The 26,376-nt window shown below is 71.8% G+C and carries 25 protein-coding genes and 1 tRNA gene; 12 read left to right on the top strand and 14 right to left on the bottom strand.

Annotated elements, in window-relative coordinates:
- Nucleotides 1-46: 46 nt before the first annotated feature.
- The gene (locus ACLJOU_RS01780) at nt 47-1,588 is read left to right on the top strand and encodes a M28 family metallopeptidase (RefSeq protein WP_410562362.1); all 1,542 of its coding nucleotides are present in this window, start codon (nt 47-49) and stop codon (nt 1,586-1,588) included.
- Nucleotides 1,589-1,653: 65 nt separating this feature from the next.
- Here ACLJOU_RS01780 and ACLJOU_RS01775 read toward each other — a convergent pair whose 3' ends face one another.
- Nucleotides 1,654-2,583: a neutral zinc metallopeptidase gene (locus ACLJOU_RS01775; protein ID WP_410562361.1), complete on the bottom strand. Its 930-nt coding sequence runs from the start codon at nt 2,581-2,583 to the stop codon at nt 1,654-1,656.
- A gap of 505 nt (nt 2,584-3,088) precedes the next feature.
- Here ACLJOU_RS01775 and ACLJOU_RS01770 point away from each other — a divergent pair.
- Nucleotides 3,089-3,562 carry a MarR family winged helix-turn-helix transcriptional regulator gene (locus tag ACLJOU_RS01770; protein WP_410562358.1) on the top strand — a complete coding sequence of 158 codons (474 nt, stop codon included), beginning with the start codon at nt 3,089-3,091 and terminating at the stop codon, nt 3,560-3,562.
- Between the two features lie 42 nt (nt 3,563-3,604).
- Here ACLJOU_RS01770 and ACLJOU_RS01765 read toward each other — a convergent pair.
- From ACLJOU_RS01765 to ACLJOU_RS01755, 3 genes are all read right to left on the bottom strand, one after another.
- Nucleotides 3,605-3,691 (bottom strand) — tRNA-Ser (locus ACLJOU_RS01765).
- Between the two features lie 75 nt (nt 3,692-3,766).
- Nucleotides 3,767-4,606: a patatin-like phospholipase family protein gene (locus ACLJOU_RS01760; protein ID WP_410562357.1), complete on the bottom strand. Its 840-nt coding sequence runs from the start codon at nt 4,604-4,606 to the stop codon at nt 3,767-3,769.
- A 216-nt stretch (nt 4,607-4,822) separates the two neighbouring features.
- Nucleotides 4,823-5,104, bottom strand: coding sequence for a DUF2277 domain-containing protein (locus ACLJOU_RS01755; RefSeq protein ID WP_364279061.1), 282 nt, complete (start codon nt 5,102-5,104; stop codon nt 4,823-4,825).
- Between the two features lie 100 nt (nt 5,105-5,204).
- Here ACLJOU_RS01755 and ACLJOU_RS01750 point away from each other — a divergent pair, with 100 nt between their 5' ends.
- Nucleotides 5,205-6,146 carry an Ldh family oxidoreductase gene (locus ACLJOU_RS01750; RefSeq protein ID WP_410562354.1) on the top strand — a complete coding sequence of 314 codons (942 nt, stop codon included), beginning with the start codon at nt 5,205-5,207 and terminating at the stop codon, nt 6,144-6,146.
- A gap of 440 nt (nt 6,147-6,586) precedes the next feature.
- Here ACLJOU_RS01750 and ACLJOU_RS01745 read toward each other — a convergent pair whose 3' ends face one another.
- Complete coding sequence (locus ACLJOU_RS01745; protein ID WP_410562352.1) at nt 6,587-6,811, bottom strand: RNA-binding S4 domain-containing protein; 225 nt, start codon at nt 6,809-6,811, stop codon at nt 6,587-6,589.
- 17 nt (nt 6,812-6,828) lie between these two features.
- On the bottom strand, nt 6,829-7,632 hold the full coding sequence (locus ACLJOU_RS01740) for a trypsin-like serine peptidase (protein WP_410562349.1): 804 nt from the start codon (nt 7,630-7,632) through the stop codon (nt 6,829-6,831).
- A 132-nt stretch (nt 7,633-7,764) separates the two neighbouring features.
- Here ACLJOU_RS01740 and ACLJOU_RS01735 point away from each other — a divergent pair, with 132 nt between their 5' ends.
- Both ACLJOU_RS01735 and ACLJOU_RS01730 read left to right on the top strand, forming a co-directional pair.
- A complete protein-coding gene (locus tag ACLJOU_RS01735; RefSeq protein ID WP_410562347.1) occupies nt 7,765-8,574 on the top strand; it encodes an SDR family NAD(P)-dependent oxidoreductase in 810 nt (269 codons plus the stop codon).
- Nucleotides 8,575-8,694: 120 nt separating this feature from the next.
- Nucleotides 8,695-9,327 (top strand): hypothetical protein, encoded by a 633-nt coding sequence (locus tag ACLJOU_RS01730; protein WP_410562344.1) that lies wholly within the window; start codon nt 8,695-8,697, stop codon nt 9,325-9,327.
- A 1-nt stretch (nt 9,328) separates the two neighbouring features.
- On the opposite strand, the gene ACLJOU_RS01725 is transcribed toward ACLJOU_RS01730, so the two are convergent.
- Together ACLJOU_RS01725 and ACLJOU_RS01720 are read right to left on the bottom strand one after the other, a co-directional pair.
- Nucleotides 9,329-9,988, bottom strand: a complete 660-nt coding sequence (locus ACLJOU_RS01725; RefSeq protein WP_410562342.1) for a response regulator — start codon at nt 9,986-9,988, stop codon at nt 9,329-9,331.
- Nucleotides 9,985-11,562 carry an ATP-binding protein gene (locus ACLJOU_RS01720; RefSeq protein ID WP_410564658.1) on the bottom strand — a complete coding sequence of 526 codons (1,578 nt, stop codon included), beginning with the start codon at nt 11,560-11,562 and terminating at the stop codon, nt 9,985-9,987. Before ACLJOU_RS01720 ends, ACLJOU_RS01725 begins: the two co-directional genes overlap by 4 nt.
- A 192-nt stretch (nt 11,563-11,754) precedes the next feature.
- On the opposite strand from ACLJOU_RS01720, the gene ACLJOU_RS01715 reads away from it, so the two are divergent.
- The 4 genes from ACLJOU_RS01715 (at nt 11,755) to ACLJOU_RS01700 (ending at nt 15,416) form a co-directional block, all read left to right on the top strand.
- Nucleotides 11,755-12,561 carry an ABC transporter ATP-binding protein gene (locus ACLJOU_RS01715; RefSeq protein WP_410562340.1) on the top strand — a complete coding sequence of 269 codons (807 nt, stop codon included), beginning with the start codon at nt 11,755-11,757 and terminating at the stop codon, nt 12,559-12,561.
- Nucleotides 12,551-13,438, top strand: coding sequence for an ABC transporter permease (locus ACLJOU_RS01710; protein WP_410562338.1), 888 nt, complete (start codon nt 12,551-12,553; stop codon nt 13,436-13,438). The genes ACLJOU_RS01715 and ACLJOU_RS01710 overlap by 11 nt, the downstream gene beginning before the upstream one ends.
- A 1-nt stretch (nt 13,439) precedes the next feature.
- Nucleotides 13,440-14,495, top strand: a complete 1,056-nt coding sequence (locus ACLJOU_RS01705) for an ABC transporter substrate-binding protein (RefSeq protein WP_410562337.1) — start codon at nt 13,440-13,442, stop codon at nt 14,493-14,495.
- Nucleotides 14,496-14,720: 225 nt separating this feature from the next.
- Entirely contained in the window at nt 14,721-15,416 is a 696-nt protein-coding gene (locus ACLJOU_RS01700; protein WP_410562335.1) for a G1 family glutamic endopeptidase, read from the top strand.
- 1 nt (nt 15,417) lies between these two features.
- On the opposite strand, the gene ACLJOU_RS01695 is transcribed toward ACLJOU_RS01700, so the two are convergent.
- Entirely contained in the window at nt 15,418-16,026 is a 609-nt protein-coding gene (locus tag ACLJOU_RS01695) for a hypothetical protein (RefSeq protein WP_410564656.1), read from the bottom strand.
- A 120-nt stretch (nt 16,027-16,146) separates the two neighbouring features.
- Entirely contained in the window at nt 16,147-19,056 is a 2,910-nt protein-coding gene (locus ACLJOU_RS01690) for an ATP-binding protein (protein WP_410562332.1), read from the bottom strand.
- Between the two features lie 449 nt (nt 19,057-19,505).
- Between ACLJOU_RS01690 and ACLJOU_RS01685 the strand changes: the two genes are divergently transcribed.
- Nucleotides 19,506-20,609, top strand: coding sequence for a S1 family peptidase (locus ACLJOU_RS01685; RefSeq protein ID WP_410562331.1), 1,104 nt, complete (start codon nt 19,506-19,508; stop codon nt 20,607-20,609).
- A 93-nt stretch (nt 20,610-20,702) separates the two neighbouring features.
- On the opposite strand, the gene ACLJOU_RS01680 is transcribed toward ACLJOU_RS01685, so the two are convergent.
- The 3 genes from ACLJOU_RS01680 to ACLJOU_RS01670 all read right to left on the bottom strand — a co-directional run bounded on the left by ACLJOU_RS01680 (nt 20,703) and on the right by ACLJOU_RS01670 (nt 23,141).
- A complete protein-coding gene (locus ACLJOU_RS01680; RefSeq protein ID WP_410562330.1) occupies nt 20,703-21,107 on the bottom strand; it encodes an SsgA family sporulation/cell division regulator in 405 nt (134 codons plus the stop codon).
- Nucleotides 21,108-21,262: 155 nt separating this feature from the next.
- The gene (locus tag ACLJOU_RS01675; protein ID WP_410562328.1) at nt 21,263-22,645 is read right to left on the bottom strand and encodes an MFS transporter; all 1,383 of its coding nucleotides are present in this window, start codon (nt 22,643-22,645) and stop codon (nt 21,263-21,265) included.
- A gap of 22 nt (nt 22,646-22,667) precedes the next feature.
- Nucleotides 22,668-23,141: an Lrp/AsnC family transcriptional regulator gene (locus ACLJOU_RS01670; protein ID WP_410562327.1), complete on the bottom strand. Its 474-nt coding sequence runs from the start codon at nt 23,139-23,141 to the stop codon at nt 22,668-22,670.
- A 201-nt stretch (nt 23,142-23,342) separates the two neighbouring features.
- On the opposite strand from ACLJOU_RS01670, the gene ACLJOU_RS01665 reads away from it, so the two are divergent.
- The gene (locus ACLJOU_RS01665) at nt 23,343-24,332 is read left to right on the top strand and encodes a beta-ketoacyl-ACP synthase III (RefSeq protein WP_410562325.1); all 990 of its coding nucleotides are present in this window, start codon (nt 23,343-23,345) and stop codon (nt 24,330-24,332) included.
- On the opposite strand, the gene ACLJOU_RS01660 is transcribed toward ACLJOU_RS01665, so the two are convergent.
- Nucleotides 24,320-25,813 (bottom strand): adenylate/guanylate cyclase domain-containing protein, encoded by a 1,494-nt coding sequence (locus ACLJOU_RS01660; RefSeq protein WP_410562323.1) that lies wholly within the window; start codon nt 25,811-25,813, stop codon nt 24,320-24,322. The two genes, ACLJOU_RS01665 and ACLJOU_RS01660, sit on opposite strands and share 13 nt — an antisense overlap.
- A gap of 64 nt (nt 25,814-25,877) precedes the next feature.
- Between ACLJOU_RS01660 and ACLJOU_RS01655 the strand changes: the two genes are divergently transcribed.
- A complete protein-coding gene (locus ACLJOU_RS01655) occupies nt 25,878-26,375 on the top strand; it encodes an FBP domain-containing protein (protein WP_410562321.1) in 498 nt (165 codons plus the stop codon).
- The last annotated feature ends 1 nt before the right edge of the window (nt 26,376 follow it).

Genomic DNA, 26,376 nt, shown 5'->3' with positions numbered 1-26,376 from the left:
AAAGGCGCATTGACGGACTTCGCATATCGAACAAAGGTGAGCAACCATGTCACTCTTCAGAACGAAAATCCTCCCGCCGGTGGCGATAGCCGCCGGCGCGACGCTGGTGCTCGGCCTGACCCCGGCCGCCGCCGCGAACACGGTCCCCGACGGTCCCGCCCTGGCGAAGCAGCTCGTCAAGAAGGTCGACGTCAACGGCGTCAACCGGCACCTGGTCGCCCTCCAGCGCATCGCCGACACGAACGGCGGTACCCGGGCGGCGAGCACCGAAGGCCACAAGAAGTCCGCCGAGTACATCGCGACGAAGCTCGAGGCGGCCGGCTTCCAGGTCACCCGCCAGGAGTTCCCGTTCACCTACTCGGAGACCCTGGCCGAGAAGCTGACCGCGGGCGGCGCGAACGTCCCGGTCATCGCCATGGAGTACACGAAGTCGACGCCGGTCGGCGGCATCACCGCGCCGCTGTCGGTGGTCGCGGTCGACGACACCAGCGGCTGCGAGGCCACCGACTACACCGCGGACGTCGCGGGCAAGATCGCGCTGATCAAGCGCGGTGGCTGCTCGTTCGCGCAGAAGCAGCAGACCGCCGCGGCGGCGGGCGCGATCGGCGCGATCGTCTACAACAACACCGACGGCGACCTGAACGGGACGCTCGGCGGCCCGGAGAACGCGGCGATCCCGACCGGGGGCGTGACGGCGGCCGCGGGGGCGCAGCTGGCCACGCTCGGCGGGCAGAACGTGACGCTGGAGCTGCGGGCCTTCCAGGAGGCGCGGACCAGCTACAACGTCATCGCCGAGACCAAGACCGGCCGCAAGGACAACGTCGTGATGCTCGGGTCGCACCTCGACAGCGTCCCGGCCGGCCCGGGCATCAACGACAACGGCACCGGCTCGGCGACCCTGCTCGAGACCGCGCTGCAGCTGGGGAGCAGCCCGAAGGTCAACAACGGCGTCCGCTTCGGCTTCTGGAGCGCCGAGGAGTTCGGCCTGATCGGCTCGACCTACTACGTCGACCAGCTGACCTTCGAGCAGCAGCTCGACATCGCGCTGTACCTGAACTTCGACATGATCGGCTCGCCGAACGCCGGCTACTTCGCCTACGACGGGGACAACTCCGACGGCGTCGGCGCGGGTCCCGGTCCGTACGGCTCGGCGCAGATCGAGAAGACCTTCGTCGACTTCATGCAGGCCGCGCGCGGGGTGTCCCTCGAGGGCACGGACTTCACCGGGCGTTCGGACTACGGCGAGTTCATCGCCGTCGGCATCCCGGCCGGCGGTCTGGACACCGGCGCCGAGGGGCTGAAGACCCCGGCGCAGGCGGCGAAGTGGGGCGGCACGGCCGGCATCGCGTACGACCCGTGCTACCACCAGGCCTGCGACAACCTGGGCAACATCGACCGGGTCGCGCTGGACCGCAACGCCGACGGCGTCGCCTGGGCCCTGGGCGTCTACGCGACGAGCACCGAGAGCGTCAACGGCGTCCAGCCGGGCAAGGCCAAGGCGGCCAAGCAGAAGGCCGCCGAACGCGGTGCGCAGCGGAACTTCTCCGCCCGCGCCGTGGCCGGTGACCCGCACGCGCTGACTGCCTGACGACAGACCGGAGGGGCCGTCCCGTTGCCGGGGCGGCCCCTCCGTCGTGCGCTCAGTGCCCGGGCCTAGCCCAGGTTGTCGGTGCCGAAGGTGTCGCAGCGGGCCGGGTCGCCGGTCTGGAAGCCGGTGGTGAACCACTTCTTGCGCTGCGCGGACGTGCCGTGGGTGAACTTCGAGCGGTCGACCTGGCCGCCGCCGAGGTTCTCCTGGATGTAGTCGTCGCCGATGCGGGACGCGGTGTCCAGGGCGGAGTTGATGTCGTCCTGGGTGACGTCGGTGATCAGCGGCTTGCCGCTCTCGGTCGGCGTCGTCGAGGCGTGGTTGCCCCAGACGCCGGCGTAGCAGTCGGCCTGCAGCTCCAGGCGCACCGAACCGGACGACGGCCCGGTGCCGGTGCCCTTGCGGGAGGTGCCGAGCAGGTTCTGCACGTGGTGGCCGTACTCGTGGGCGAGCACGTACGCCTCGGTGAAGAGGCCGCCCTGGGCGCCGAAGCGGGTCTTCAGCTCGTTGAAGAAGGACAGGTCGATGTAGACGTCGGAGTCGGCCGGGCAGTAGAACGGGCCGGTGTCGGAGGTCGCGCTGCCGCAGCCGGTGCGCACGCCGCCGTTGAAGAACCTCGTCGGCGCCTTCTGGTACGTCGAGCCCGAGCGGGCGAACTGCTGCGTCCAGTAGTCCTGGACGGAGTTCACGATCGCGACGATGGCGCAGTCGTGGTTCTTGTTGGCGTCCGCGCCGGTCCGGCACTCGCTCGACAGCTTCGAGTTGTCGACCTGCTGGCCGGACCCGACGCTGCCGAGGCCGCCGCCGCTCAGGCCGCTGCCGCCCGTGCTGACCCCGCCGAGCTGGGACAGTACGAAGTAGATGATCAGTCCGACGACCCCGAGCCCGCCGCCGCCGAGCGCCACGCGGCCGCCGATCCCGCCGCCGCCTCCACCGCTTCCGCGCAGGTCCTGGACTTCGGAAGCGTCCAGCCCGGCGTTGTCGTCGAATCTCACCCGCAAAATACTAACGAGCCTGGGTGCGCTCGTCGCGCTGACGGCGCACCCAGGCTGGTACCGAGGTATGTCTTCGTAGCGCGGCTGGCCGCTTCGGGGCCGGCGTTCAGGCGCTGTCATCACGGCTTCCGAGGCCGTGACCGGAGCCAGGCCCGATCGACGCCGTATGCGTGATGCGCATGGAAGCCCGCTCGTAGCTGTTCACAGTCGCGACCAACCCGGTAGATGTCCGTTCCGGTCGCGGGAACGCAGCTGGCGGTCAACCGCGAGGATCACCCGCCACGCAACCACCTGACCTCTCCTGGCGGGGAGCCGGGCCGGCACGTCGCCGTCGCCGCGCCGTCTACCCTGGCCGACGTCCGCCGACAAGCAGAATGCGCCTTTCCCCGCCGAGTCTCAACCTTTTCGTAACCCCACCTTCGGGCGATGTTGCGACGGCATTTTCACCGGCAGACAGATCGGACTCGGAACGCGCAATCGGTTGATCAACGTTCTACGCTGCCTTATGAGCGAGGAGCGGCCTGTGCGTTGGTTGGACGATGCCGAGATGGCGGCGTGGCGCTCCTACATCGTGGCGACCCTCCTGCTGCGCCAGCGGCTGCACCGGGAACTGACCGAATCGCACGACGTGTCGCTGACCGACTACGAGGTGCTCGTCTGCCTGCAGTCCCAGCCCGGCAGCCGGATGCGGATGTCCGAGCTGGCGATGTACATGGGGTCGACGAAGAGCAAGCTTTCGCACCAGGTGGCCAAGCTGGAGGAGGCGGGCCTGGTCCGGCGGGCGCGTGACCCGGAGGACAAGCGCGGCGTGATCACGGAGGCGACCGACGAGGGCCTGGCGCTGCTGGAGAAGGCGGCGCCGACGCACGTGGAGGGCGTCCGCGAGCACCTCATCGACCTGCTGAGCCCCGAGGAGCAGGCGACGATCGCCGCGGCGTTCGAGCGGGTGCAGGCGCACCTGCTGGCGCCGGAGAGCTGAAACCCGGACGCCCTGGTGGTCAGTGCGCCCGGGTGGTCAGTGCGGTAGCGGTGGGATTCGAACCCACGGAGAGGTTGCCCCCTCGCATGTTTTCAAGACATGTTCCTTCGGCCGCTCGGACACGCTACCCCCGCCCACGAGGGTAGCCGACGCCTTCCGGGGCGACCTGGGCCCCGCCGGGACCGTCCGGGCGCGCCCGTCCGCTCAGGTCCAGGTCAGTGTGAGGGCCGCTCCCTGGGCGCGGCCCGCCTCGGCGGCCGGGGTGCGCTTCGCCGGGTCCAGCGGGTTCTCGCCGATCACCGCCTGCGCAGCTTCGTCCGGGGTGATCAGCGCGACCTGCGCGCCCGCCGCGCGCAGGTCGTCCAGCACCTGCAGCAGCGGCTTCTCCATCGGCAGGGGAGCGTCCACGCCCAGCGGCGAAACCACCGTCACGCGCTCGGCGCCGGCCGCGTAGTCCGCGTTCTCGGCCGAGCGGACGCCGCCGTCGACGTACTTGCGGCCGTCGATCGTCACCGGCGGCCAGACGCCCGGGACCGCGCAGCTCGCCGCCACCGCGTCGACCAGCGGGACGCCGGACTCGCGGTCGAAGCGGCGGGGCTCGCCGGTCTCCGCGTCCACCGCCACGATCACCACGCGCTGCGACGGCCAGTCGTGCACCGGCAGCCTCGCCTCGATCACCGCCCGCCGATCCGCCTCCGGCACCGTTTCGGCCTCGAGCGCCAGCTTCCCGACCGCCCGCCGCACCTGGGCCGGGTCGCTCGCGCCGGTGATCGCGCCGCCGAAGTCGGCGGCGAACTTCTCGAAGTCGATCTCGGCCGGGATTTCCGGCGTCTGGCGCGCCGGGTCCACCTGGCGCGCGTACAGCTCGCTCAGCGCCACCCCGCTCGCCACCTGCGCGGCCACCACCGAACCCGCCGACGTCCCGACGAGCAGGTCCGCGCCCGTCAGGTCCTGGCCGTGTTCGGCCAGCCCCGCCAGCAGCCCCGTCGTCCACGCGATCCCGGCGACCCCGCCGCCACCCAAAACCAAAGCCTGTCCGCCCATACGGGCAGCCTAGCGAGCGGGTCCGACAGTTTTCGGCCGCCGAGAGTTCCCCGACGGCGACGGCGTCGTGCGCGGGGTCGCCGGGACGATCGACGGCGTCCGGTGGGGTTGCTGGATGGTCCGCATCCACGACCCCGACCGAAATCCGGCGCTACAGCCGGGCGAAGGGCGTCGACCACACCGGTGAGCCGGGGTTCGCCCAGCGCGTGCGCTGACTCAGGGCTGGCGCAGGGCCTTCGCGGCGATCCGCGCCCGCACCTCCGGGCGCCGCAGCGGCGGCACGGTCGCCGGCGGCTGGCGGCGCTCGGGCAGCTGCTCCAGCAGCCGGGTGGTGATCTCGGTGATCTCGGCGACCGCCGCTTCGAACGGCTCGCGCGTCGCGTCCGAGAGCGACTGCACCCCGGTCACCTTGCGGACGTACTGGCGGGCCGCGGCCTCGATCTCCTCGCCCGTCGCGGCCGGCTGGAGCCCTCGCAGGGTGGTGATGTTTCGGCACATGCCGCTCAGCGTACGGCTTTCGCGGGCGTCGATCACACGGTCGGGTAGGCCCGGCCCCGCGTCGTTGACGCCCGAACCGGCGCTGGGCAAGGTCGGGGAAGTGCCCCTCAGACCGCGCCCGTTCCGCTCCGCCCGCCCCGAACCCGGCATCCTCGAAGAAGAGGTCCCGGAAACCCCGATCCCGGAACAGGCCTGGCCCCGCGTGCGGGCCGACGAACTGGTCGATCTCGTGGCCCACGTCTTCGCCGCGCACGGCGTCCCCGAAGCGCGGGCCCGCATCGCCGCCGAGGCGCTCTGCCACGGCGATCTGACCGGCTCGCCGGAGACCGGGGTCGCCGACCTGACCCGCGTGCACCTGCCGCTGCTGAAGAACGGCCTCGTCGTGCCGCACGCCGAGCCGCTGATGATCGCCGACCGCGGGGCCGCCGCGCTGATCGACTACCGCCGCGCGCCCGGGCTCTGGGCCGTCGGCGACGCCATGGACCGGGCGGTGGCGCGGGCCGGCCGCTTCGGCGTCGGGCTCGTCTCGCTGCGCGGCATCGGGCCGTTCGGCCGCGCCGGGCACCACGCCGCGCGCGCCCTGCCGCACGCCATGATCGGGCTGGTGCTGGCCGCGGGCGGTGAACCCGGCCAGCCGATGAACCCCCTGGGCATGGCGGCCCCGGGCGGCGCGTACCCGGAGTTCGTCTTCGACATGGACCGCCCCGGTTCGGAAGCGGCCGGGCTGACGCTGCTGGTCGACGTCCTCGCCGGGGTGCTCTCCGGCGTCGCCGACCACGAGCACGACACGGGCCTGCTGGTGCTGGCCATCGCCCCGACGACGCTGCGCAGCGCCGACGGCTTCTACCGCGCGGCGAGCGCGCTGTTCGGCAGCATGCTCGGCTGGGACGGCGGCGCCCCGATCCGCTACCCCGGCTGGCGGGAGGCCCAGCACCTCGAGCAGTGCCGTGCGTTGGGTGTGCCGTTGGCGGGTCCGGTGCGCCGGGAGCTGGACGCCCTGGCTGCTTCCCTCGGGCTGCCGCCGTTGGCCAGCGCGGGGTAGCTCGGCTGTTCGCTGTCCTGCCGTGGGCGATGTCTGCCGCGGTCAAGGTCTGCCGCGGTCAAGGTCTGCCGCGGTCAAGGTCTGCCGCGGTCAAGGTCTGCCGCGGTCAAGGTCTGCCGCGGTCAAGGTCTGCCGCGGTCAAGGTCTGCCGCGGTCAAGGTCTGCCGCGGCCGAGCCCTGCCGCGGCCGAGCCCTGCCGCGCCAAGCGGCGGGTCCGACCTCCCCCGCCCCTCCGGGGGGATTTTCAGCCGACGGTCGGGTTTGTCAAGGCGGGAAAGCGTGCCTTGACAAACCCGACCGCCGGCTGAAGGGAAGGCTGGGATGAGGGGCGGGGGAGGTCTGGTGACGTCGTGGTCGGCTTGCGTTGCCGGCCGCCGGACGTGAACGCCTCCGGCGGGTGAAGCGGTTCCTGCGCAGGGACGACCTCCCTGCCCGGACAGTCAGTGGACCAGGACCACCTTGCCGCGGTGGGAGCCCACCGCCACGATGTCGCCGTTGGTCAGCTGGCGGCCGCGGCGGGTCTCGACCTCGCCGTTGACCGTGACCTCCTCCGCGTCGATCAGGTCCTTTGCGTGGGTGCCGTCTTCGGCGAGGCCGGCCAGCTTGAGGAACTGGCCGAGCCGGATCGGCTCTCCGGTGATGGGTACGTCGACGGGCTCGCTCATGCCCGCATCATGCCGCCTCAGGTGCGGGCGGTCGTCTGCCGGTAGAGCGCCAGGACGTCCGTGTCGAAATAGCTCGAGTACGACGTGTCGGCGTCGTCGCCGCCGAACTCGAAGCCGCCGATGACGCCGATCACCGTGCCGAGGCGGGTCTGCGGGTTCTGGCCGGTCACCCACGGGCCGCCGCTCGTGCCCGTCGGGAAGCCCGCGCAGTCCACCCTCAGCTGGAACGTGTCCTGCCTGCTGGTGGTGTTCTGGCAGACCGCGGGGACCTCGGAGTCGTCCGGGTAGCCGGTGAGCGTGATGGGCTGCTCGAACGGCGTGCCGGTGGCCAGCAGGTTCGCGCCGACCAGGCTCTCCAGTGACTTCGTGGTGCCCGCCTGGTGCGCGGTGGCGAAGCCGACGTCGAGGTCCGGGTCCGACGAGGTGATCCAGCCCGGCGCGACGAGCTCGTCCGCCACCGTCCAGTAGCCGAAGGGCGCGATGCCGTCGTGGTAGCCCGGGGCGAACGTGACGCCGGTGAGGTAGCCGCCGTCCTCGCCGTTGTGGATGCAGTGGGCCGCGGTCAGCAGCACGTCACCCCGCTCGCTGTGCACGACGCTCGCGGTGCAGTAGTGCTGCCCTTCGGCGAACAGCGCCCCGACCGCGGGGCTCGACACCGCGGGCAGGTCGCGCGCCGGCGCGGCCTCGGCCGTGGTGAGCTGGGGTGTCGTCGTCGCGTTCGCCGGTTCGGGCTGCCGGGCCGCGACGACCACCTCGTAGGTGAGGCCGAGCAGCACGACCGCGGCGAGGATGAGCAGGACGGCGGGCCGCCGCACGAACATCGCCTCCTCGTCTCGGTGCTGCCGACGATGCCACCATAGGACGACGCACGGGCACAACGAGCACACCCACAGCAAGCTCACAGCCGCTAGCATCGGCTACTCGGGAGTAGCACCAACCGGTCGGGAGGGCCGATGAAGCAGTTCGCGGACAAGGTCGTGGTGATCACCGGAGCGGGCTCGGGCATCGGCCGCGCGCTGGCGTGCGAGTTCGCCCGCCGCGGGGCCCGGGTCGCGCTGTCCGACGTCGTCACCGCGAACGCCGAGGAGACGGCCAAGCTGGCCGGCGACAACGCCCGGGCGTACACCTTGGACGTCGCCGACCGCAATGCCGTGCTCGCGCACGCCGACGACGTCGCCGACGAGTTCGGCGCGGTCAACGTCGTCGTGAACAACGCGGGCGTGGCGCTGGGCGCGACCGTCGAGGAAATGACGTTCGAGGACTACGACTGGCTGATCGGCATCAACCTCGGCGGCGTCGTGAACGGCACGAAGGCGTTCCTGCCGCACCTGATCGCTTCCGGCGAAGGGCACGTCGTCAACATTTCCAGCGTCTTCGGCTTCGTCGGCGTGCCGACGCAGAGCGCCTACAACGCGGCGAAGTTCGCGGTCCGCGGATTCACCGAAGCCCTGCGCGAAGAAATGCTGATCGCGCGCCACCCGGTCGCGGTGAGCTGCGTCCACCCGGGCGGGATCAAGACCAACATCGTGCGGAACTCCCGCAGCGGCGCCGAAAACCAGGAGAAGGCCGCGCAGGGGTTCGAGCGGATCGCCCGCACCACACCGGAAAAGGCGGCGCAGACGATCCTGCGCGGCATCGAGCGGAAGTCGGCCCGGATCCTCATCGGACCGGACGCCTACGTCATCGACGCCATTCCACGGGTGCTCGGCTCGGCCTACCAGCGGCCGCTGGCGGCGCTCGCCCGGCTCGGGCTCAAGTCGTGACGCAAAAGCCGAATCCGTTTCAGCCGGCTCGTTCACTCAATCGAGTTGCGTTTCGGACAGCGCCGTCCGAAATGGTCCAGAATGCGGAGGGTCCGCCAGCCCCCGCCACGGAGGTCCCCGATGCTTCGCACCGCACCGCGCAGTGCGACCCGTTCGTCCCGCGACCGCGCCGCGGTGGAACTGCTGGATCGCACCGGCATCGTCGCGGCGAGCCTGCCCCGGCGCCGCCGCACCGGCGACGAGGCGAACCGGGGGGACGAGCCGATCTACACGCGGCCACCGGTGTGCGACCAGGACCTGCGCCCGAAGTCGGTGGTGATCCGGCGGCGGGCCCGCACGTGGCTCGGCGGCAGCGCGGCGGTGCTGCTCGTCGCGGCCGGCTGGCTCGGTGGCGGGCTCGTCACCGGCGGCCTGTTCTCCCCGGCGCCGGAACGCGACGTCGCCCAGCTGGACGCGCGCCCGGCCGTGGCCGCGGCGCCCGCACCCGCGCCGCAGGCGCCGGCCCCGCAGGCGCCGGTCGTCGTCACGCCCGCGCCGACGACCGTGTACGTGCCGGTGCCCGTCAAGCCGGCGCCGAAGCAGCCGCAGGTGCAGGCGCAGGCGCAGGCCAAACCGCAGCCGAAGAAGCCGGCCCCGGACGACGAATCCGAGGCGCGGGTCGACCTGCCGTCGTCCACCGCGCCGTCGACCAACCCCGTCCAGGCGTGGGTCGACATCGCCGAGAGCATGATGCAGCGCTACGGCGGCCGGTGACTCAGGCTCCCGACCAGCGGTATTCGTGCTCCGGGCGGCCCGTGGCGCCGTAACGCAGGCGCATCTGGACCGTGCCCGACTCGGCCAGCGCGGTGAGGTACCGCTGCGCCGTCGCCCGCGCCATGCCCAGCTCGCCCGCGACCTCCGCGGCCGACAGCGGCCGCCCGGCACGTCGCAGCTGTTCCGAAACGAGCCGGGACGTCGCCGTCGACTGGCCCTTCGGCGCGCTCGTGCGGTCCTGGTCGTGCAGCACGCGGTACGCCCGGTCGACGTCGTCCTGGGCCAGGGCCCGGTCTTCGGCGAGCAACCCGCGGAACCGCGCGTACGACGTCAGCCGTTCCGCGAGCTGCCGGGTGGTGAACGGCTTGATCAGGTAGTTCAGCGCGCCGGCCCGGATGGCCGCGGCCACCGACGCGGTGTCCGTTGCCGCGGACAGCACGATCGTGTCGGTCTGCAGTTCCGGGAGCACGGCGAGACCGGACTCGTCGGGCAGGTAGACGTCGAGCAGGACGAGGTCCGGGGCGAGCTCGCGGACGCGGGCGCGGGCTTCGGCGGCGGTGTGCGCGGTGCCGACCACCGCGAAACCCTCGACCTCCTCGACGAACCCGGCGTGCACCCCGGCGACCCGGAAGTCGTCGTCGACGATGAGCGTGCGGATCATCCGTCCTCCGTCAGCATTCCGGGCAGCTTGGCGACGAACAGGGCACCCGTCTCGCCCGCGCCGGGGTCGGCCAGCCAGACGTCGCCGCCGCGGGCGCGGGCGGCCTGCCGGGCGAGTGCGAGGCCGAGACCGTGCCCGGGCGCGATCTTCGTCGAGACGCCCTCGTCGAACAACGTCCGCCGCAGGTCCGCGGGGACACCGGGTCCACTGTCCACAACGGACACGTGCAGCGTGCCGCCCTCGGCGAGCAGGCCGACCTCGACGGTCGCCGGGCGCCGCGGGCCCATCCGGGCGGCGTGCAGGGCGTTGTCGACGAGGTTGCCGATCACGGTGTTGGCGGCGATCGGGTCGGTCACCGTCGTCGGCACCCAGGTGTCCTCGGCGAGGTTGAGGGTGAGGCCCTTTTCCTGCGCCTGTTCGGTTTTGGCGACCAGCAGCGCCTGCAGGTACGGGTCGGCGACCGCGTCGCCCAGCTCGCTCGGCCGCGCCGACGACGAGTCCGTCAGCGTCTGCAGGTATTCGACGGCCTCGGTGTGGTGGCCGAGCTGCAGCAGCCCGTAGAGCGTGTGCAGCCGGTTGGCGAACTCGTGCCGCTGGGCGCGCAGGCCGTCCGACAGCGCGCGGATGCCGTCGAGCTCGCGGGTGAGCGTGTCGAGGTCGGTGCGGTCGCGGAAGGTCAGGACCGTGCCGATCGGGCGGTCGTCCAGGCGCACCGCGCGGGAGTTGATCACCAGCACCCGGTTCCCGGCCACGGCCAGGAGGTTGTCGACCGGCCGTCCCTCGGCGACGGCCTTGTGCAGCCGCGGGCTGAGTTCGAGTTCGGACAGCGCCGCGCCGAGCGGGAGTTCGGTGCCGAGCAGGCGTTCGGCTTCGTCGTTGCGCACCGAGACGCGGTTCGCTTCGTCGACCGCGAGGACGCCTTCGCCGATCCCGTGCAGCACGGCCTCGCGCTCGTAGAGCAGCTCGGTGAGTTCGTGCGGTTCGAGGCCGTGCGTGACTCGTCGCAGCCGCCGGTTCAGCAGCGCGGACGCCCCCGCGCCGAGCAGCAGCGCGCCGCCCGCGAACAGCAGCGTGATCGTCAGCAGGCGGTTGAAGTCGCCCGTCGGATCGCCGACTTCGAAGCCGACACTGACCTCACCGACCACGCGCTGCCCCTGCCAGATCGGGGTCTTGCTGCGCACGGACAGGCCCAGCGTGCCGCTCTGGACCGCACTGACCTCGTCTTGACCGGCGAGCGCGACATCGGGAGAGGTGCTCACCTTCTGGCCGATCAGGCTCGCCGTGGGGTGGGCGAGCCGGATGCCCTTGTCGTCGGTGATCACCACGAAGAGGGCTTCGTTGACCTTCGTGACGGCCAGGACCCGCTCTTCGAGGGGACCGCCGGGGAGCTTGGCGGCGGCGTTCGCGACCACGACCGGGTCCGCGGCGACGGACTTCGCGATGGCGAGCGCGCGGCGGCCGTACTGGTCGGTGAGGGTCTGGCGCAGGAGCACGCTGACCAGGGCGACCCCGATCCCGACGACGAGGACGACCACGCCGATCTGCAGCAGCAGCACCTGCCTGCTGAACCGCATCCGCGGGAAGAGCGCCCACTTTGGCATGGCTGGGAACATACCCCCAGGTCACGGCAGTGCGCTAAATGAGCAAAACATTCAGAACGCACCGCTCGCGCGGAGAACGTCGACAAGCTTCACCTGGGCGACGCGCGTACTTAACGTCCCTTCCCAACGTGAGCCCCACCACGTGACGAAGGAGTCACCTCCACCATGGTTCCCCCACTGATCGAACTCACCGGAGCCACCAAACGGTTCCCGAGCGGGTCCGGTTCCGTGCACACGGCCGTCCGCGATCTGACCATGACCGTCCAGCCCGGCGAGTTCGTCGCGGTCGTCGGCCCCACCGGCTGCGGCAAGTCGACGACGCTCTCGCTGGTCTCCGGCCTGCAGCCGCCGTCCGCCGGCCGGGTGCGGGTGAACGGCGAGGACGTGCGGTCCATTCCGGACGGTGTCGGGTACATGTTCCAGACCGACGCCGTGATGCCGTGGCGGTCGGTGCTGGAGAACGTCGCCTCCGGCCCGCGGTTCCGCGGGGTGCCGAAGGCCGAGGCCCGCGCGCAGGCCGTCGACTGGATCGCCCGTGTCGGGCTCGCCGGGTTCGAGAAGTACTACCCGCACCAGCTCTCCGGCGGTATGCGCAAGCGCGTCGCGCTGGCCCAGACGCTCGTCACCAAGCCGAAGATCCTGCTGATGGACGAGCCGTTCTCCGCGCTCGACGTGCAGACACGGGCGCTGATGCAGGACGAGCTGCTGCGGCTGTGGTCCGGTTCGGGGGCCGCGGTGATCTTCGTGACGCACGACCTCGACGAGGCCATCGCGCTGGCGGACAAGGTCGTCGTGCTGACGACGTCGCCGGCCACCGTGAAGGACGTCTTCGAGATCCCGCTCGAGCGGCCGCGGAAGGTGGAGGAGCTGCGGCTGACCGAGGAGTTCCGCAAGCTCTACGCCGACATCTGGGAATCACTGCGCAGCGAGGTCGACAAGGCCCGCGAGAAGGGAGCGAGCCATGTCGCTTGAGACTCCGGCGGCGACGTCCGCGCCTCTTCCCGTGCTCGAGACCGAGCAGGACATCCTCGCCCGTGCCAAGCAGGCTTCGGCGAAGCGCAAGCGCAACATCTGGCTGCTGCGCCTGGCGATCGTCGTCGTCTGGCTGGGCAGCTGGGAGCTGACCGCGACCTACTGGATCGACCCGTTCTTCTACTCGAAGCCGTCGAAGATCTGGGAACGGCTCGTCGAGTGGTTCAGCACCGGCACCGACTTCGGCTCGATCTGGTACCAGATCGTGGTGACCGTCGAGGAGGCCGCGATCGGCTTCGTCATCGGCGCGATCGCCGGGGTGGTGTTCGGCGTGATCCTCGGCCGCAGCGCGTACCTGGCGCAGGTGCTGGCGCCGTTCATTAAGGCCGCCAACGCGTTGCCGCGCATCGTGCTCGCCGCGCTGTTCGTCATCTGGTTCGGGCTCGGCCTGTCGTCGAAGGTCGCCACCGTCGTCGTGCTCGTGTTCTTCGCGGTGTTCTTCAACGCCTTCACCGGCGCCCGCGAGGTCGACCGCAACCTGATCGACAACGCCCGCATCCTCGGCGCGACCCGCGGCCAGGTGCTCAAGTCGATCGTGCTGCCCAGCGCGACCTCGTGGATCCTGTCGTCGCTGCACGTGGCGTTCGGCTTCGCGCTGATCGGCGCGGTGGTCGGCGAGTACACCGGCGCGAAGGCCGGCATGGGTTTCCTCATCGCCAACGCGCAGGGCACGTTCGACACCGCGGGCGTGTACGCCGGGATGCTGATCATCACCGTGGTCGCGCTGCTGGCCGAGTGGGGGATCAGCTCGCTGGAGGGCCGGCTGCTGCGGTGGCGCCCGCCGTCCGCCTCCGAAGCCGCGATCAAGGCGGTCTGACATGCGTCTCAAGAGGACAGTCGGCGTGGTGGCCGCGGTCGCGGTCGCCGCGGCCGGGCTCACCGCCTGCCGCGATTCGCGGGAGATCGCGCTCGGCACCACCGGGCAGCCGCACCTCAAGATCATGGTCGGCGGCCTGTCGAAGGTGATCTACCTGCCCGGGCAGCTGGCCCAGCAGATCGGCGCTTACCAGCGGCAGGGCCTGGACGTCGAGCTCTTCGACCAGCCGTCCGGCGCGAACGCCGAGACGTCGCTGCTGGCCGGCGAGGTGCAGGCGGTCGTCGGGTTCTACGACCACACGATCGACCTGCAGGCCAAGGAACAGTGCATCGAGAGCGTCGTGCAGTTCGCGAACGTGCCGGGTGAGGCCGAGATGGTCGCGGCCAAGAAGGCGGGCGAGGTCAAGTCGGGCGCGGACTTCAAGGGCCGCAACCTCGGTGTGACGTCGCTGGGTTCGTCGACGGACTTCCTGACCAAGGCTTTGGCCCTGCGCGGCGGCGTCACGTCGAAGGAGTACACGCCGGTGAAGGTCGGCGCCGGGCAGACGTTCATCTCGGCGATGAACCAGGGCTCGATCGACGCCGGCATGACGACCGACCCGACGATCGCGCAGCTGACGAACACCGGCCAGGCGAAGGTGCTCTACGACATGCGCACGGTCGAAGGGACGAAAGCCGCGTTGGGCGGGTTGTACCCCGCGAGCTCGCTGTACATGGGCTGCGAAATCGTGAAGCGCTATCCCGACATCGTGCAGAAACTGGCCAATGCCTACGTCGAGACCCTGAAGTGGATTTCGGCGCACACGCCGGAACAGGTGGCCGCGATGATGCCGCCGTCGTTCGCCGGCGGGGACAAGGCGCTGTACGTGAAGTCGCTGCGGGACAGCCTGCCGATGTTCACCAAGGACGGCCGGATGGACCCGGCCGGGGCGCAGAACGTGCTGAAGGTGCTCGGTGCGTCGTCGAGCAACGTCAAGCCGAAGAAGGACCGGATCGACCTGTCGAAGACGTACACGACCCGGTTCGTGGACGCCGCCCACGCGCCGGCCCGGCAGTAGCTTGGCTCCGCTCACCTGACCGGGCGGTGGGTGAGCGACATGGACCCGTGAAGGCCGCTTTTCCCCCGCGGCGGCCTTCGCGGGTCTTTTCTGCGCAATTCCGGCAAATTGGTGAGTGGTTCCCGGAATGTGAAGACCCTTCGAAAGTAGCTACCTTCTCGTCGGCGCGAATCCAACACTTGGACACACGCTTTCCCGGTCCCCATCGGTGAACGGAGTCCCCGCATGTCCAAAACCCTCCGCGTCCTCACGGCGGTCGCCGCCGCAGCCGCCGGTCTCGCCGTCTCCGGCACCGCGCACGCCGCGGTCGAGTACGGCTCCCACTTCCACGGCCACCAGTTCGCGGGCGGGAACTGGGGTGGTTACGTCAGCTTCGGCAGCTTCACGACGGCGACGGCGAGCTGGACCGAACCGGCGGTGACCTGCAACTCCACCAACGACCTGTTCGCGCCCTGGGTCGGCATCGACGGCGACGGCTCGTCCACTGTGGAGCAGACGGGTGTCGAGACGGACTGCTCCAGCGGGCGTCCGGTGTACTCGGCCTGGTACGAGATGTACCCGGCCGCGCCGGTGTACTACAGCGTGTCGGTCAGCGCGGGCGACCACATCACCGCCACGGTGACGCGCACGGCCACGAACACCTACCGGCTGGACCTGGCCGACACGACCAAGGGCTGGTCCAAGTCGACCACGAAGTCGCTGACGTCGAGGCACGCGTCGGCGGAGGCGATCATCGAGTCGCCGACCGACTCCTACCCGAGCATTTCGGGCGGGGTGCAGTTCACCGGCGTCAGGTTCAACGGGACGAACCTGGCCTCGACGAACCCGTCCGCCCTCGACGCCGACGACCGCGGCAGCTACACGTGGATCCCGGGCGCGATCGGCTCGGACGGCCAGAGCTTCACCATCTCGCGGCACTGACCTACTTCAGGTTGTTGATCGCCCAGGCGACGACCATCACCGCCAGCACCAGCGACACGGCGGCCTGCAGCATCATCGTCATCTTCGCCCAGATCCGCAGGGGCATGACGTCGGTGGGGCTGAAGGCCGCCGCGTTGGTGAAGGAGAAGTACAGGTAGTCCAGGTAGGACGGCTCCCAGTTCCGGCTCGCCAGGCCCGGGTCGGCCATCTGCGGGAACTGCAGGTCGGGGTACTCGGCCCGGCCCGCCGCCCGCCGGCCCGGGCCGCCGCGGTCGAACTCCCAGTACCAGAGGGAGAAGGCCACGATGTTCGTCCAGTAGACGATCCCGCCGGTGACGAGCACGGCCCCGGCCCGGTCGCCGATCGAGCCGCTCGCGATGCGGTAGACGAGGGAGACGGCGGAAAAGGCGTTCACGGCGGTCACCGCGGCGACGAGCAGCAGCGAGATGACCCGCTCGACGGCGCTGAACTGCGTCATCCGCCCCGGGTTGGCGAGCAGCAGCGCGACGACGAGCAGCCCCGAGACGGCGGGCAGCAGCCACCACGGGTCCAGCGCCATGTCGTCGGGCAGGGCGACCTGCAGCACGAGGGTCGCGGCGACGACGCCCATCGCGGGCCAGCGCGTCTCCCCGGAAGTCCGCCGGCGCCAGGCGGGAAGGGCCTCTTCGTTCACGCGCTCAACGTAGGACGGCGGTGCGCCGGCCGCCAATGCTGCGCACTCAGCGTCTTGTCAGGAAGCCGGGGCGGTCGTCACCTCGCCGGGGAGCTTTCTCGCCACGTCCGTGCGGGAGCGGGCGCCCAGCTTCCGCAGGACCTTCGCCACGTGCTGTTCCACCGTCCGCGGCGAGAGGAACAGCCCGTCCGCGATCTCCCGGTTAGTCCGGCCTTCCGCGAGCATCCGCGCCACTTCGCGCTCCCGCGGCGACAGTTCGCTCCCGTACCCGCGCCGCCCGCGTTGCGATGGTGCCCACGCGCCGTGCTCGCGCAGCTGGTGACGGCAGCGTCCCGCGTCCCGGGTCGCCCCGAGCTGCTCGTACGCCTCGGCCGCCGCGGTCAGCTCGTCGACGGCCGACCGGTTGCCCGCCGCGAGGCGGCACATCGACCCGCGTTCGCGCATGGCCGTCGCGGGGTAGGGCATCGGCAGGGCCGCGTAGCCGGTCGCGGCTTCGTCGAACAACGTCGCCGCGGCCAGGTGCTTGCCGCGTGCTTCGAGCAGCACCGCGCGGCCCGCCACCAGCGCGGCCGCGGCCACCGGTGCGTCCCGGCCTTCGATGCCCCGGGCGAACGCCTCGACGACGTTGTCGGCTTCCGGCCAGCGTCCGGCGCGCGCGTACGCCTGCGCCGCCGCCGGGACCAGCGCCGCCGCCCAGATCCAGACGCCCTTGCGCCCGGCCGCGGCCACCGCGGTGTCGGCGGCCGCGCAGGCGCCGTCGACGTCGTCGGTCGCCAGCAGCACCGAGATCAGCACCCCGGCGGCCGAGAGCACCACCGGGATCGGGCCGTGGTCCGGCGCGTGCACGCTCGCCGCGGTCAGGTGCCGTTGCGCGGCGGCGAACTCTCCGCGGACGGCCGCGAGCCCGCCGAGCACCAGCGACGACTCCATGACGATCGGGCCGAGTTCCGGGTAGCTGTCCCGCAGCTGCTCGGCGGCCTCGGCCAGGCCGGTCCAGCGCCCGCGGACCCAGTCCAGCCGGACGCGGGTGCCCTGGATCAGGCCGATCGCGTACAGCGCGCCGGCGTCGGTCGCGCGCCGGACGCCCTCGGTCACCAGCCGTTCGGCCCGGTCGAGGTGCCCGGCCCAGGACTGGCCGTCGGCCAGATTGCACCACAGCCGGGCCAGCTGGACGCGCTCGGCGACCGTGCCGACGGTGTCCGACAGCGCTTCGAACTCCGCCCACGCCGAGCCGTCGCCGACGTGCGAGGCGGCCGCGATGCGGTCGGCCGTCAGCGCGAGCCGCAGCTCGGGGTCGTCGAGCCGCTCGTACACCTCGCCCGCGCGGGCGCGCCAGGATTCGTGCCACGACAACGGCGTCAGCCCGTCGATCGGCTGGGCGAGCAGGGTGATCCCGCGGGCGGCGAGGTCGGGCCGGTCGGTCAGCTCGCCGATCGCCCGCTCGACCTCCAGCCGGCCGCGGCCGAGCCCGCCGATGGTCCGGACCAGCAGCATGCCGAGGCTGAGCCGGATCGACCCGCGGACCGACGGCGGCAGGGTCACTTCCTCGAGGACGCGCTGCAGCGTGCCGAGCACTTCGGGGCGGAACCCGCGCAGCGCGACCTGGCTCAGTTTGCCCGCCACGCGCCCGATGTCGGCCTGCGACGGTCCGGGCTCGGCGAGCACCGACTGCAGGAGGTCGATGGCGCGGGACGTCTCGCCGCGCGTGATCGCCTCGTCGGCGGCCGCCTCCGCGTAGTGCCGCCACTGGTCGACGCGGCCGGCCGCGCGGGAGTGCCGGGCCAGCAGCGTGAGCGGCGGGGACGGCTGCGCGGCGAGCACGCGGATGGCCTGCGCGTGCAGCAACGCGCGTTCGGGCCCGGTCACGGTGTCGTAGACCGCCTTGCGCGCCAGCGGGTGCCGGAAGCCGTACTTGCCGTCGCCGACCTCGCCGAGCACCCCACCCGAGAGGGCGTCGAGCAAGGCGGTGCGGAGGGTGTCGTCGGTGAGTCCGGCCAGTTCGCCCAGCACGGCCGCTTCGGCGCCGACCCCGAGCACCGCGGCCGCGCCGGCCAGCCGCACCGCCGGCCCCGGCAGCGCGGAAAGCCGTTCCGTCACGGCTTCCCGCAGCAGCACCGGCACTTCGAGGTTCTCCAGCAAGCGGTCGGAAAGGACTTCGCCGACCGGCAGCCGCTCGGCGGCTTCCTTCAGCGCTCGCAGCGTTTCCTCGACGACGAACGGGATCCCGGCGGTGCACTCGTGCAGCTTGGCCGCGAATTCGTCGGTGACGCGGGGGATTTCGAGGATCTCGGCGGCCAGCGCGCGCACGGCCGCGACGTCGAGGGCGCCGAGCGCGACGCGGGCCGAGTGCACCGCCGGGTCGGTGCGGAACGGGGCGCCGAGCGGGCCGGGCCGGACATCGGTGGCCGACCGGTAGGTGGCGACCACCGCCAGCTCGGGCGGCATCGAGCCGGCGAGGAACCGCATGAGGTCACGGGTGTCCTCGTCGGCCCACTGCAGGTCGTCGATCAGCACGAGCGTGGGGCCGCAGGCGCGGAGGAGCTCCCGGACCGCGCGGAAGACGCGGTGGCGTTCGGCGACCGGGTCGGCGAGGGGTTCGGGCCGCGGGGGAAGCGCTTCCGCAAGTTCCGGCAGCAACGGCCGCAGCACGCCGGCGACCGGGCTGAGCGGCCCGAGCGGGGCGTCACCGACCGCGCGAAGCGCTTCCAGGACGGGCCCGTAGGGGAAGGGTTCCCGCAGCGGCTGGCAGGCCCCGGTGAGCACGCGGCCGCCGTCGAACTCCTTGCGGCGCCCGAGCTCCGCGAGCAGCCGGGTGCGGCCCATGCCCGGCTCGCCCTCGATCAGGACGGCGGCCGGGCGCCTCCGGAGCACGGCGACGATGGCGTCGAGCTCGGTGTCCCGGCCGGTCAGCCGGGCGGGTCCGGACCGGACGGACACCGAGGTGGGGCGGGGGGTGGTCAGCCACATACGACCCTCCTCGACGCGCACCGAAGAACTGGTGCGCGGAGCCTAAGCAGCGCTGATCCGTCCGTAAACCTTTCACCGAATACGGGGCCGGCGCTGTCGTCACACGTCCGCCTACCGACCGTCACCGGTTTGCTGCGGGAACCGGCGCGATCGGGTCACCCAGCGTGCGAAATGCGGGCCGATCGCACGTTCGAAGGGCGCTTCACGCGTTCGAGTGGTGTGAGCGACTACTGAAAGTAGTTCACGGAAACCCTACTTACGGACCTGTCCGACCGGGTGACACCGGGCGCCTGGGTCCGGCTGGAGCAGGGGATTCGTCCGCGGGGAATGCGTATACCCATTCGCCGGGTGCCCGGATTGCACCGTAACGCCCACTGCGGGGACGCTCACCCGGGGGAGTACCACTGCGTGGCCGGTGTGGAGCCGCGCGTAACCATCTAGGGAGAAGCATGAAGATCGCGAGACTTCTCGGTGCCGCTGCCACCGCGGTCATGGCGACGGGCGCGCTGGCCGCTACCGCCGTTCCCGCGTCGGGCCAGGACCTGCTGAACCCCGACATGGTGCCCGCCATGCAGCGGGACCTCGGCCTGACCCACGACCAGGCGATCGCGCGGCTGAAGAGCGAAGACGTCGCGACGAAGGTCACCGAGTCGCTCACCGCGGCCCTCGGCGACGCGTTCGGCGGCGCCACCTACAACGCCGTCACGGGCAAGGCGCACGTCACCACGACGAACGCCGCGCTCGCCGGCAAGATCCGCGAAGCGGGCGCGGAAGCGGAAGTCGTGCGGTTCAGCGCCCGGCAGCTCAATTCCACTGTGGACCGGCTGAACGCGGCCGACCGGTCCGCACCGGCCGCGGTCACCGGCTGGGGTGTCGACGACACCGTCAACCGCGTCACCCTCGACGTCCTGCAGGGCCAGCGCGCGGCCGCGGTGGCGTTCCTCGCCAAGTCCGGTGTGGACAGTTCGGCGGTGGCGATCCGCGAGACGGCGTCGAAGCCTGCCACCTTCGCGAACATCCGCGGTGGCGACCCCTACTACATCGGCGGTTCGTCGCGCTGCTCGGTCGGCTTCGCGACCACGACCGGCTTCGTCACCGCCGGCCACTGCGGCGCGCTCACCGGCGGCGGCTCGCTGACCGGGTCGAACGGGGCCGCGCTCGGCACCTGGATCACCTACCGGTTCCCGAGCGTCGACTACGCGGCGGTCCGGACCAACAGCAGCTGGACCCCGGTGGCGCAGATGAACAACGGCACCGCGGTGCGCGGCCAGTCCAACGCCGCGACCGGCACGTCGGTCTGCAAGGCCGGCTCGACCACCGGGTGGACCTGCGGCACCATCGGCGCCAAGAACCAGAGCGTCCGCTACTCCGAGGGCACGGTCAACGGCATGACCGCGACCAATGTTTACTCGGCGGCCGGTGACTCCGGCGGCGGCTTCATCGCCGGCAACTACGCGCAGGGCGTGCTGTCCGGCGGCAACTCGTCCGTGACGTACTTCTACCCGATCGCCGGCGCGCTGTCCGGCACCGGCACCACCCTCAAGACCAGCTGATCCCGGTACGCGGAAGGGCGGGTTCCGGGCGCCTCCAGCGCGCCCGGAACCCGCCCTTCGTCCTCGCCGCGGGAATGGGAGGTTTTCCGGGGGTCAGACGTTGCTGATCTCCTCGATCAGCCCGTCGACGTCGAAGTGCGCGCTCTCCTCGCCCAGCGGCACGAGTTCGATGGAGGCGTCCAGGAACGTCCGGACGTCTTCGACCTCGAGCTCGAACGACGCATAGCCGTCCGGTGACTCGATTTCCAGGGTGAGGAAGTCTTCGTCATCGGACAGGTCCGGGCGGATCCGGACATCGCCGAGGCCGGCCGGCTCGTCGAGCCCGGCCACGAGGAGGTCGCGGGCGAAGGTCCACTCGATCCACCGGCCGCGCTCGGTCCGGAAGGCCACGGTCACCGCGAAGGGTTCGTGGGCGTGGTAGGACAGGCGCGACAGGACGGGCGTGGTGCTCTCGTTCAGCAGCACGAACTGGCTCTGGTGTACGGCGTCGGTGTGCACGGCCCCTCCTGGAGTCTCGCGGTCGGTTCGCGCGGCGCGAACTGTTCGGCAAGGAGATGACCAGGGCTTACGGTCATGACGGAGGAACTCTCACGTTCACTTGATCGGTTGCATCCGTCCATTGTGGTGTAACACCGGGCACATACCCCTTGCGCTCAGGCGGCCACGGGTGGTGACGGTTCGCGCAGGGCTCCGGGCAGTTTCTTCCGCAGCACGAGCAGCGCGGGAACGGCGGACGCGCAGGTCAGGGCCAGGATCGACCAGGTCAGCGCGTTGCTCACGCTGAGCAGGGTCGCCAGCAGGCCCGGCGCGAGCGCGATGGGCAGGCCCCAGGAGAGCTGGAAGATCGAGCTGGCCCGCCCTTCGGCCCCGGCCGGAGCGGCCGCGGCGGCCGCGGCGGTGGCGGTCGGCCCGAAGAGGGCCTCGGCGACCGAGAAGCCGAGGCTGGTGAGCAGGATCAGGGCGGTGGCCACGGGCAGCGAGACGGCCTCCAGCGGGATCAGCAGCGCGAAGCAGAACGAGAAGAGAACGGCGGCCCCGATGAGCCCGCCGGTCCGGCTCCGCCCGGCGAGCAGCCCGACGATCGGCCGCTGCCCGGTGACGACGACCACGGTCCCGGCGGTGATGGCGGTCCCGGCGATCCACTGTGGACCGTGCAGCAGATCCCGGACGACGATCGGCAGCACGGAGAACTTGCTGGCGCTGGCGAGGGTGAACGCCATGTGGGTGACGCAGAACCCGGTGAAGGCCCGATCCCCGAGCACGGCCCGCCAGCTGCCGCGCCGAGCTGCGGGCGGGGCGGTGGCCGGTTCGCCGCCGGCTCCCGTGGCGGCGGCCGCTTCGGCGGGGGTCTCGTCGCTGCTGGGGTGGGTTGGCGGTGAGGTTGCGGCTGGTTCGCCGCCGACTGTCGTGGGGGAGGTCGCCTCGGCTGCGGGCCGACCGCTGCCGGGGTGGGCTGCTGCCGGCCGACCGCCTCCGGCGGGGCCGTCTGCCATGACCCGCGGGAGCAGCCGGATCAGGACCGCCGCCACCCCGAAGCTCGCCGCGTTCGCGTACGCCAGTGCGTGGAACGCCCACGGGCTCGTGATCGTCGGCAGCAGGGCCATCGCCGCCGCGCCCAGTCCCGCTCCCGCGAACCGGCCCACCGTCTGCGTCGCCAGCACCCGGTCCGTGTCCGCTCCCGCCGTCAAGCGGGCCACCATCGGTGCGTTGCACGTCCAGAACAGCCGGTCGCCGAAACCCGCCACCGCCGACACCGCCACCACCGGCCAGCTCGTGTGCGCCAGCGGGTAGGCCGCGAAGGCGGCCAGCCGCACCACGTTGCCCGCGATGAGCAGCGCCCGGGGCCCGAAGCGGTCCATCGCCGCTCCCGTGGCCGGGCCGGTGATCAGGGCCAGCAGCGCGCCGGTGGTCAGCGACGTGCCCGCGTCGACCAGGCTCATGCCCTGTCCGTGCACCAGGAACAGCAGGGCGAACGGGACCCACAGCCCGCTGCCGAGCGCGTCGATCAGCGTCGCCGCCAGAAAGATCCGGAGCATGCCTTTCCCCCAGCGGCCCAGCCTACGGGTCGAGCGGCAGCGCCAGCCCCACTTTCACGCGATCCATCGCCACGCTCGTCGTGAAGTGCCGGACGTTCGGGTTGTCCAGGAACATCCGCCGGGTGAACGCCTCGAAGCCCGCCATGTCCGGGCACGTCACGATCAGCACGAAGTCCGCCGTGCCGGTGACGTAGTAGCACTGCTGCACGGCGTCCTCGGCAAGGACCTGGCGGCGGAAGCCGTCGAAGACCGCGAGGTTCTCCCGCTCCATCTCGACCGTCACCACGAACGTCATGTGCAGCCCGAGCGCCTCCGGCGAGAGCACCGCCACCTCACGCTCGATGACGCCGGCCTCGCGCAGTCGCTTGATCCGCCGCTGGACGGCCGCGGCCGAGAGCCCGACCTTCGCGCCGATGGTTTCGGCGATGGTGCGGGTGTCCGCCTGGAGGCAGGCGAGGATGGCGATGTCCAGCGGGTCGAGGTCGGGTGTGGGCACCCCAGCAGGCTAACCGGCACCCCCGACAATTCGCCGGGCGTCACTCCTCCGTGACGTCGCTCACTACTCCGTCCGGGGTGAAGATGAAACAACTTTTTAGGTGAGCTGGAACACAACTGGCCGGTCTACCAGGGGGTAGCCCATAGAAGTGGAAGACCAGCCGGTCGCTCCGCCAACCCGCCGGCGTGGGGAGGCTCTCCCGTGCCCGCACCTGCCGCCGTGCTGACCGGTCTCGGTTCGTGGTTGCCGACGAAAGTCCTGGACAACCACGAAATCGCCGCCCGGCTCGACACCTCGGACGAGTGGATCCGGACCCGCACCGGGATCCGCGAGCGCCGGGTCGCCGGACCGGAAGAGTCCACTGTGGACCTCGCGGTCGGGGCGGGCCGCGAAGCGCTCGCGGGCGGCAACGCCGACGCCGTCGTCCTCGCCACGTCGACCCCCGACCAGCCCTGCCCGGCCAGCGCACCGCAGGTCGCCGCGCGGCTCGGGCTCGGCACGGCCGCGGCGTTCGACGTCAACGCCGTGTGCAGCGGCTTCGTCTACGCCCTCGCCACGGCGGCCGGGTTCATCGCGGGCGGGCTGGCCGAGCGCGTGCTCGTCATCGGCGCCGACACCTTCACCACGCTCATCGACCCGGGCGACCGCACCACCGTGCCGATCTTCGGCGACGGCGCGGGCGCCGTGCTGCTGCGGGCGGGCGACCCGGACGAGCCCGGCGCCTTCGGCCCGTTCGACCTGCACAGCGAGGGCGAGCACGCCGAGCTGCTGTGGGTCGAGGCCGGCGGCGCCCGGCGGCGGCTCTCCGACCAGCCGAGCGACCGCTTCCTGGCGATGCAGGGCACGGCGGTGTTCCGCCACGCCTGCGCGCGCATGGCCGAGTCGTCGCGGACGGTCCTGGACCGCGCGGGCTGGATGGTCGGCGACGTCGACCGCTTCGTCGGGCACCAGGCGAACATCCGGATCCTGCAGGCGACGGCGAAGCAGCTCGGCATGCCCGCCGACGCCGTGGTCGCCAACATCGACCGGGTCGGCAACACCAGCGCCGCGTCCATCCCGCTCGCCCTGGCCGACGCCCGCGCCGACGGCACCCTCGTGCCCGGCCACCGCGTCCTGCTCAGCGCGTTCGGCGCCGGGCTGACCTGGGGGTCGACCGTGCTGCGCTGGCCGGAGCTGGGTCAGCCGTCCTGAGCGGCGGTCGTCCAGGTCGGCGTCGCTTCCTGGCGCCCGCGCAGCTCCAGTTCGCCGTGCTTCTCCCAGTACGCGCCTTCGCTCGGCAGGGCCGCGGAGACGACGGCGTCGCTGGCGAGCACCCGTGACGGGACGGCCTTGGCGAGTTCGGTGAGCCGCGCGGCTTCGTTGACCGCGTCGCCGATCACGGTGTACTCGAGCCGGCTGCTGGAGCCGAGCTGCCCGGCGAACACCGGGCCGCTAGAGACGCCGATGCCGAGGTCGAGCTCGCCGGCCTCGCGCACCGCGTCCCGGATCGCGCGGGCCGCGGCCAGCGCGGCCGTCTGCGCGTCCGCGAGCCGCGTCGGCGCGCCGAAGATGCACAGCGCGGCGTCGCCCTGGAACTTGTTGACCAGCCCGCCGCGTGCGCCGACCGCGGAGACGACCGCGGCGAACAGCCGGTTCAGCTTGCCGACCAGCTCCTCCGGCGGGGTGCGGTAGGCCAGCGCGGTCGAGTCGACGACGTCGACGAACAGCGCGGTGACCTCGCGGACGTCCCCGGACAGCGAAGCGCCGTACTCGAGCGCGTGCCGGGCGACGTCGGCGCCGACGTGCCTGCCGAACAGGTCCCGCATCCGCGCCTGTTCGCGCAGGCCGGCGGCGAGCTGGTTCACCGACGTCTGGAGCCTGCCGATCTCGCTGGCGTCGTCGACGTCCACGGTGACGTCGTTGTTGCCGCGCGCGATCTCGTCGAGCGCCACGCGCAGCCGGTGCAGCGGGGCCGCGACCGCCCTGGCCAGCAGCGCCGTGCCGATCGCGCCGACACCGAGGCCGATCACCGACAGCATGATCAGGCTCGCGGTGTGGTCACCCGAGCCGAGCTCCGGCGGCGTGGCGACGAGCAGCACCCCCACCAGCGGAACGCCGCTGGCCAGTGCCCAGGAGACCACCAGCCGGGTCAGTACGGTGACCGGCAGCGACCCGCGCGGCGGCAGGACGTCCAGCGCGATCGTCATCACCGGCCGCGCCACCCACTCGGCTGCGAGGTACGTGAGCCCGACGGTGGTGAGCCCGCCGAGCCCGATCACCGTCGCCATGCCGACGGCGTCGTCCGCCGAGCCGAGCACCCCGGCGAGCACGGCCAGCACGACGGTGCCGATCAGCCACAGCGTGCCGCTGACCAGTGCCATGTCGACCGGCAGCCGCAGCGCGCGGCGCGCCTCGCTTTCCGACGGCGGGCGGCCGAGCACGAACCAGATCGCGGTGCGCCGCTGCAGCCACGCCGTCCACAGCGTCCCGGCGAGCAGCGCCGCGGCGACGATGCCGGCCGCGGTGAGGCCGAGGACCCAGCCGCGGTCACCGACGTCGCCCGGCAGGCCCTGCAGCACCAGGAGCAGGGCGACCACGGCGGACCCGGCGACGCTCGAGCCGACGCCCAGCCCGGCGAAGCCCAGGCTGGTGCGCAACACCACCCGGAAGTTCTTCACGGCGATCTTGCGCACAGCGACGATCGTACGGCGGAAAATGCGTGGCCACCGCGCGTGTCCGGTGGTTACCGTGCGGAGCATGGACCCACTCGGCCAGGACGAGATCCGGGCCTCGTTCGTCAACTGCACGCGCGGCGAAGCCAAGGGCGTCACGCTGCCCGCCCGCCCCGAAGAAATCGCCTGGGAGCGGCGGGAGTTCCTCGGCTGGCGTGACCCGAAGGCCCCCGCGCGCGCCTACCTCGTGCTGCCCTACGGCGGCGAGGTGATCGGCCTCGCCCTGCGCGCGGCCACGCCCCCGAAGTCGCGGCTGCGCAGCAACATCTGCGGTTTCTGCACCACGACCCACGGCCTCGCCGACATCACGCTGTTCTCGGCCCGGCGCGCGGGCAAGGCCGGCCGCGAGGGCAACACGCTGGGCACCTACGCGTGCGGCGACCTGGCCTGCAGCCAGTACGTCCGCGGTGAGCTGAAGCCGGACGTGCCGCAGCCGTACGAATCGCTGACGGTGGCCGAACGCGCCGCACGGCTGGAAGAGAAGCTGCACAAGTTCGTGGCGCGGGTGCTGGAGCCGCAGTGAC

Origin of the sequence: Amycolatopsis sp. cmx-4-61, assembly GCF_046548775.1 — a bacterium.
Lineage (GTDB): Bacteria > Actinomycetota > Actinomycetes > Mycobacteriales > Pseudonocardiaceae > Amycolatopsis.
Note: the sequence above shows the minus strand (reverse complement) of the source record. Positions and strands in the feature narration are given on the sequence as shown.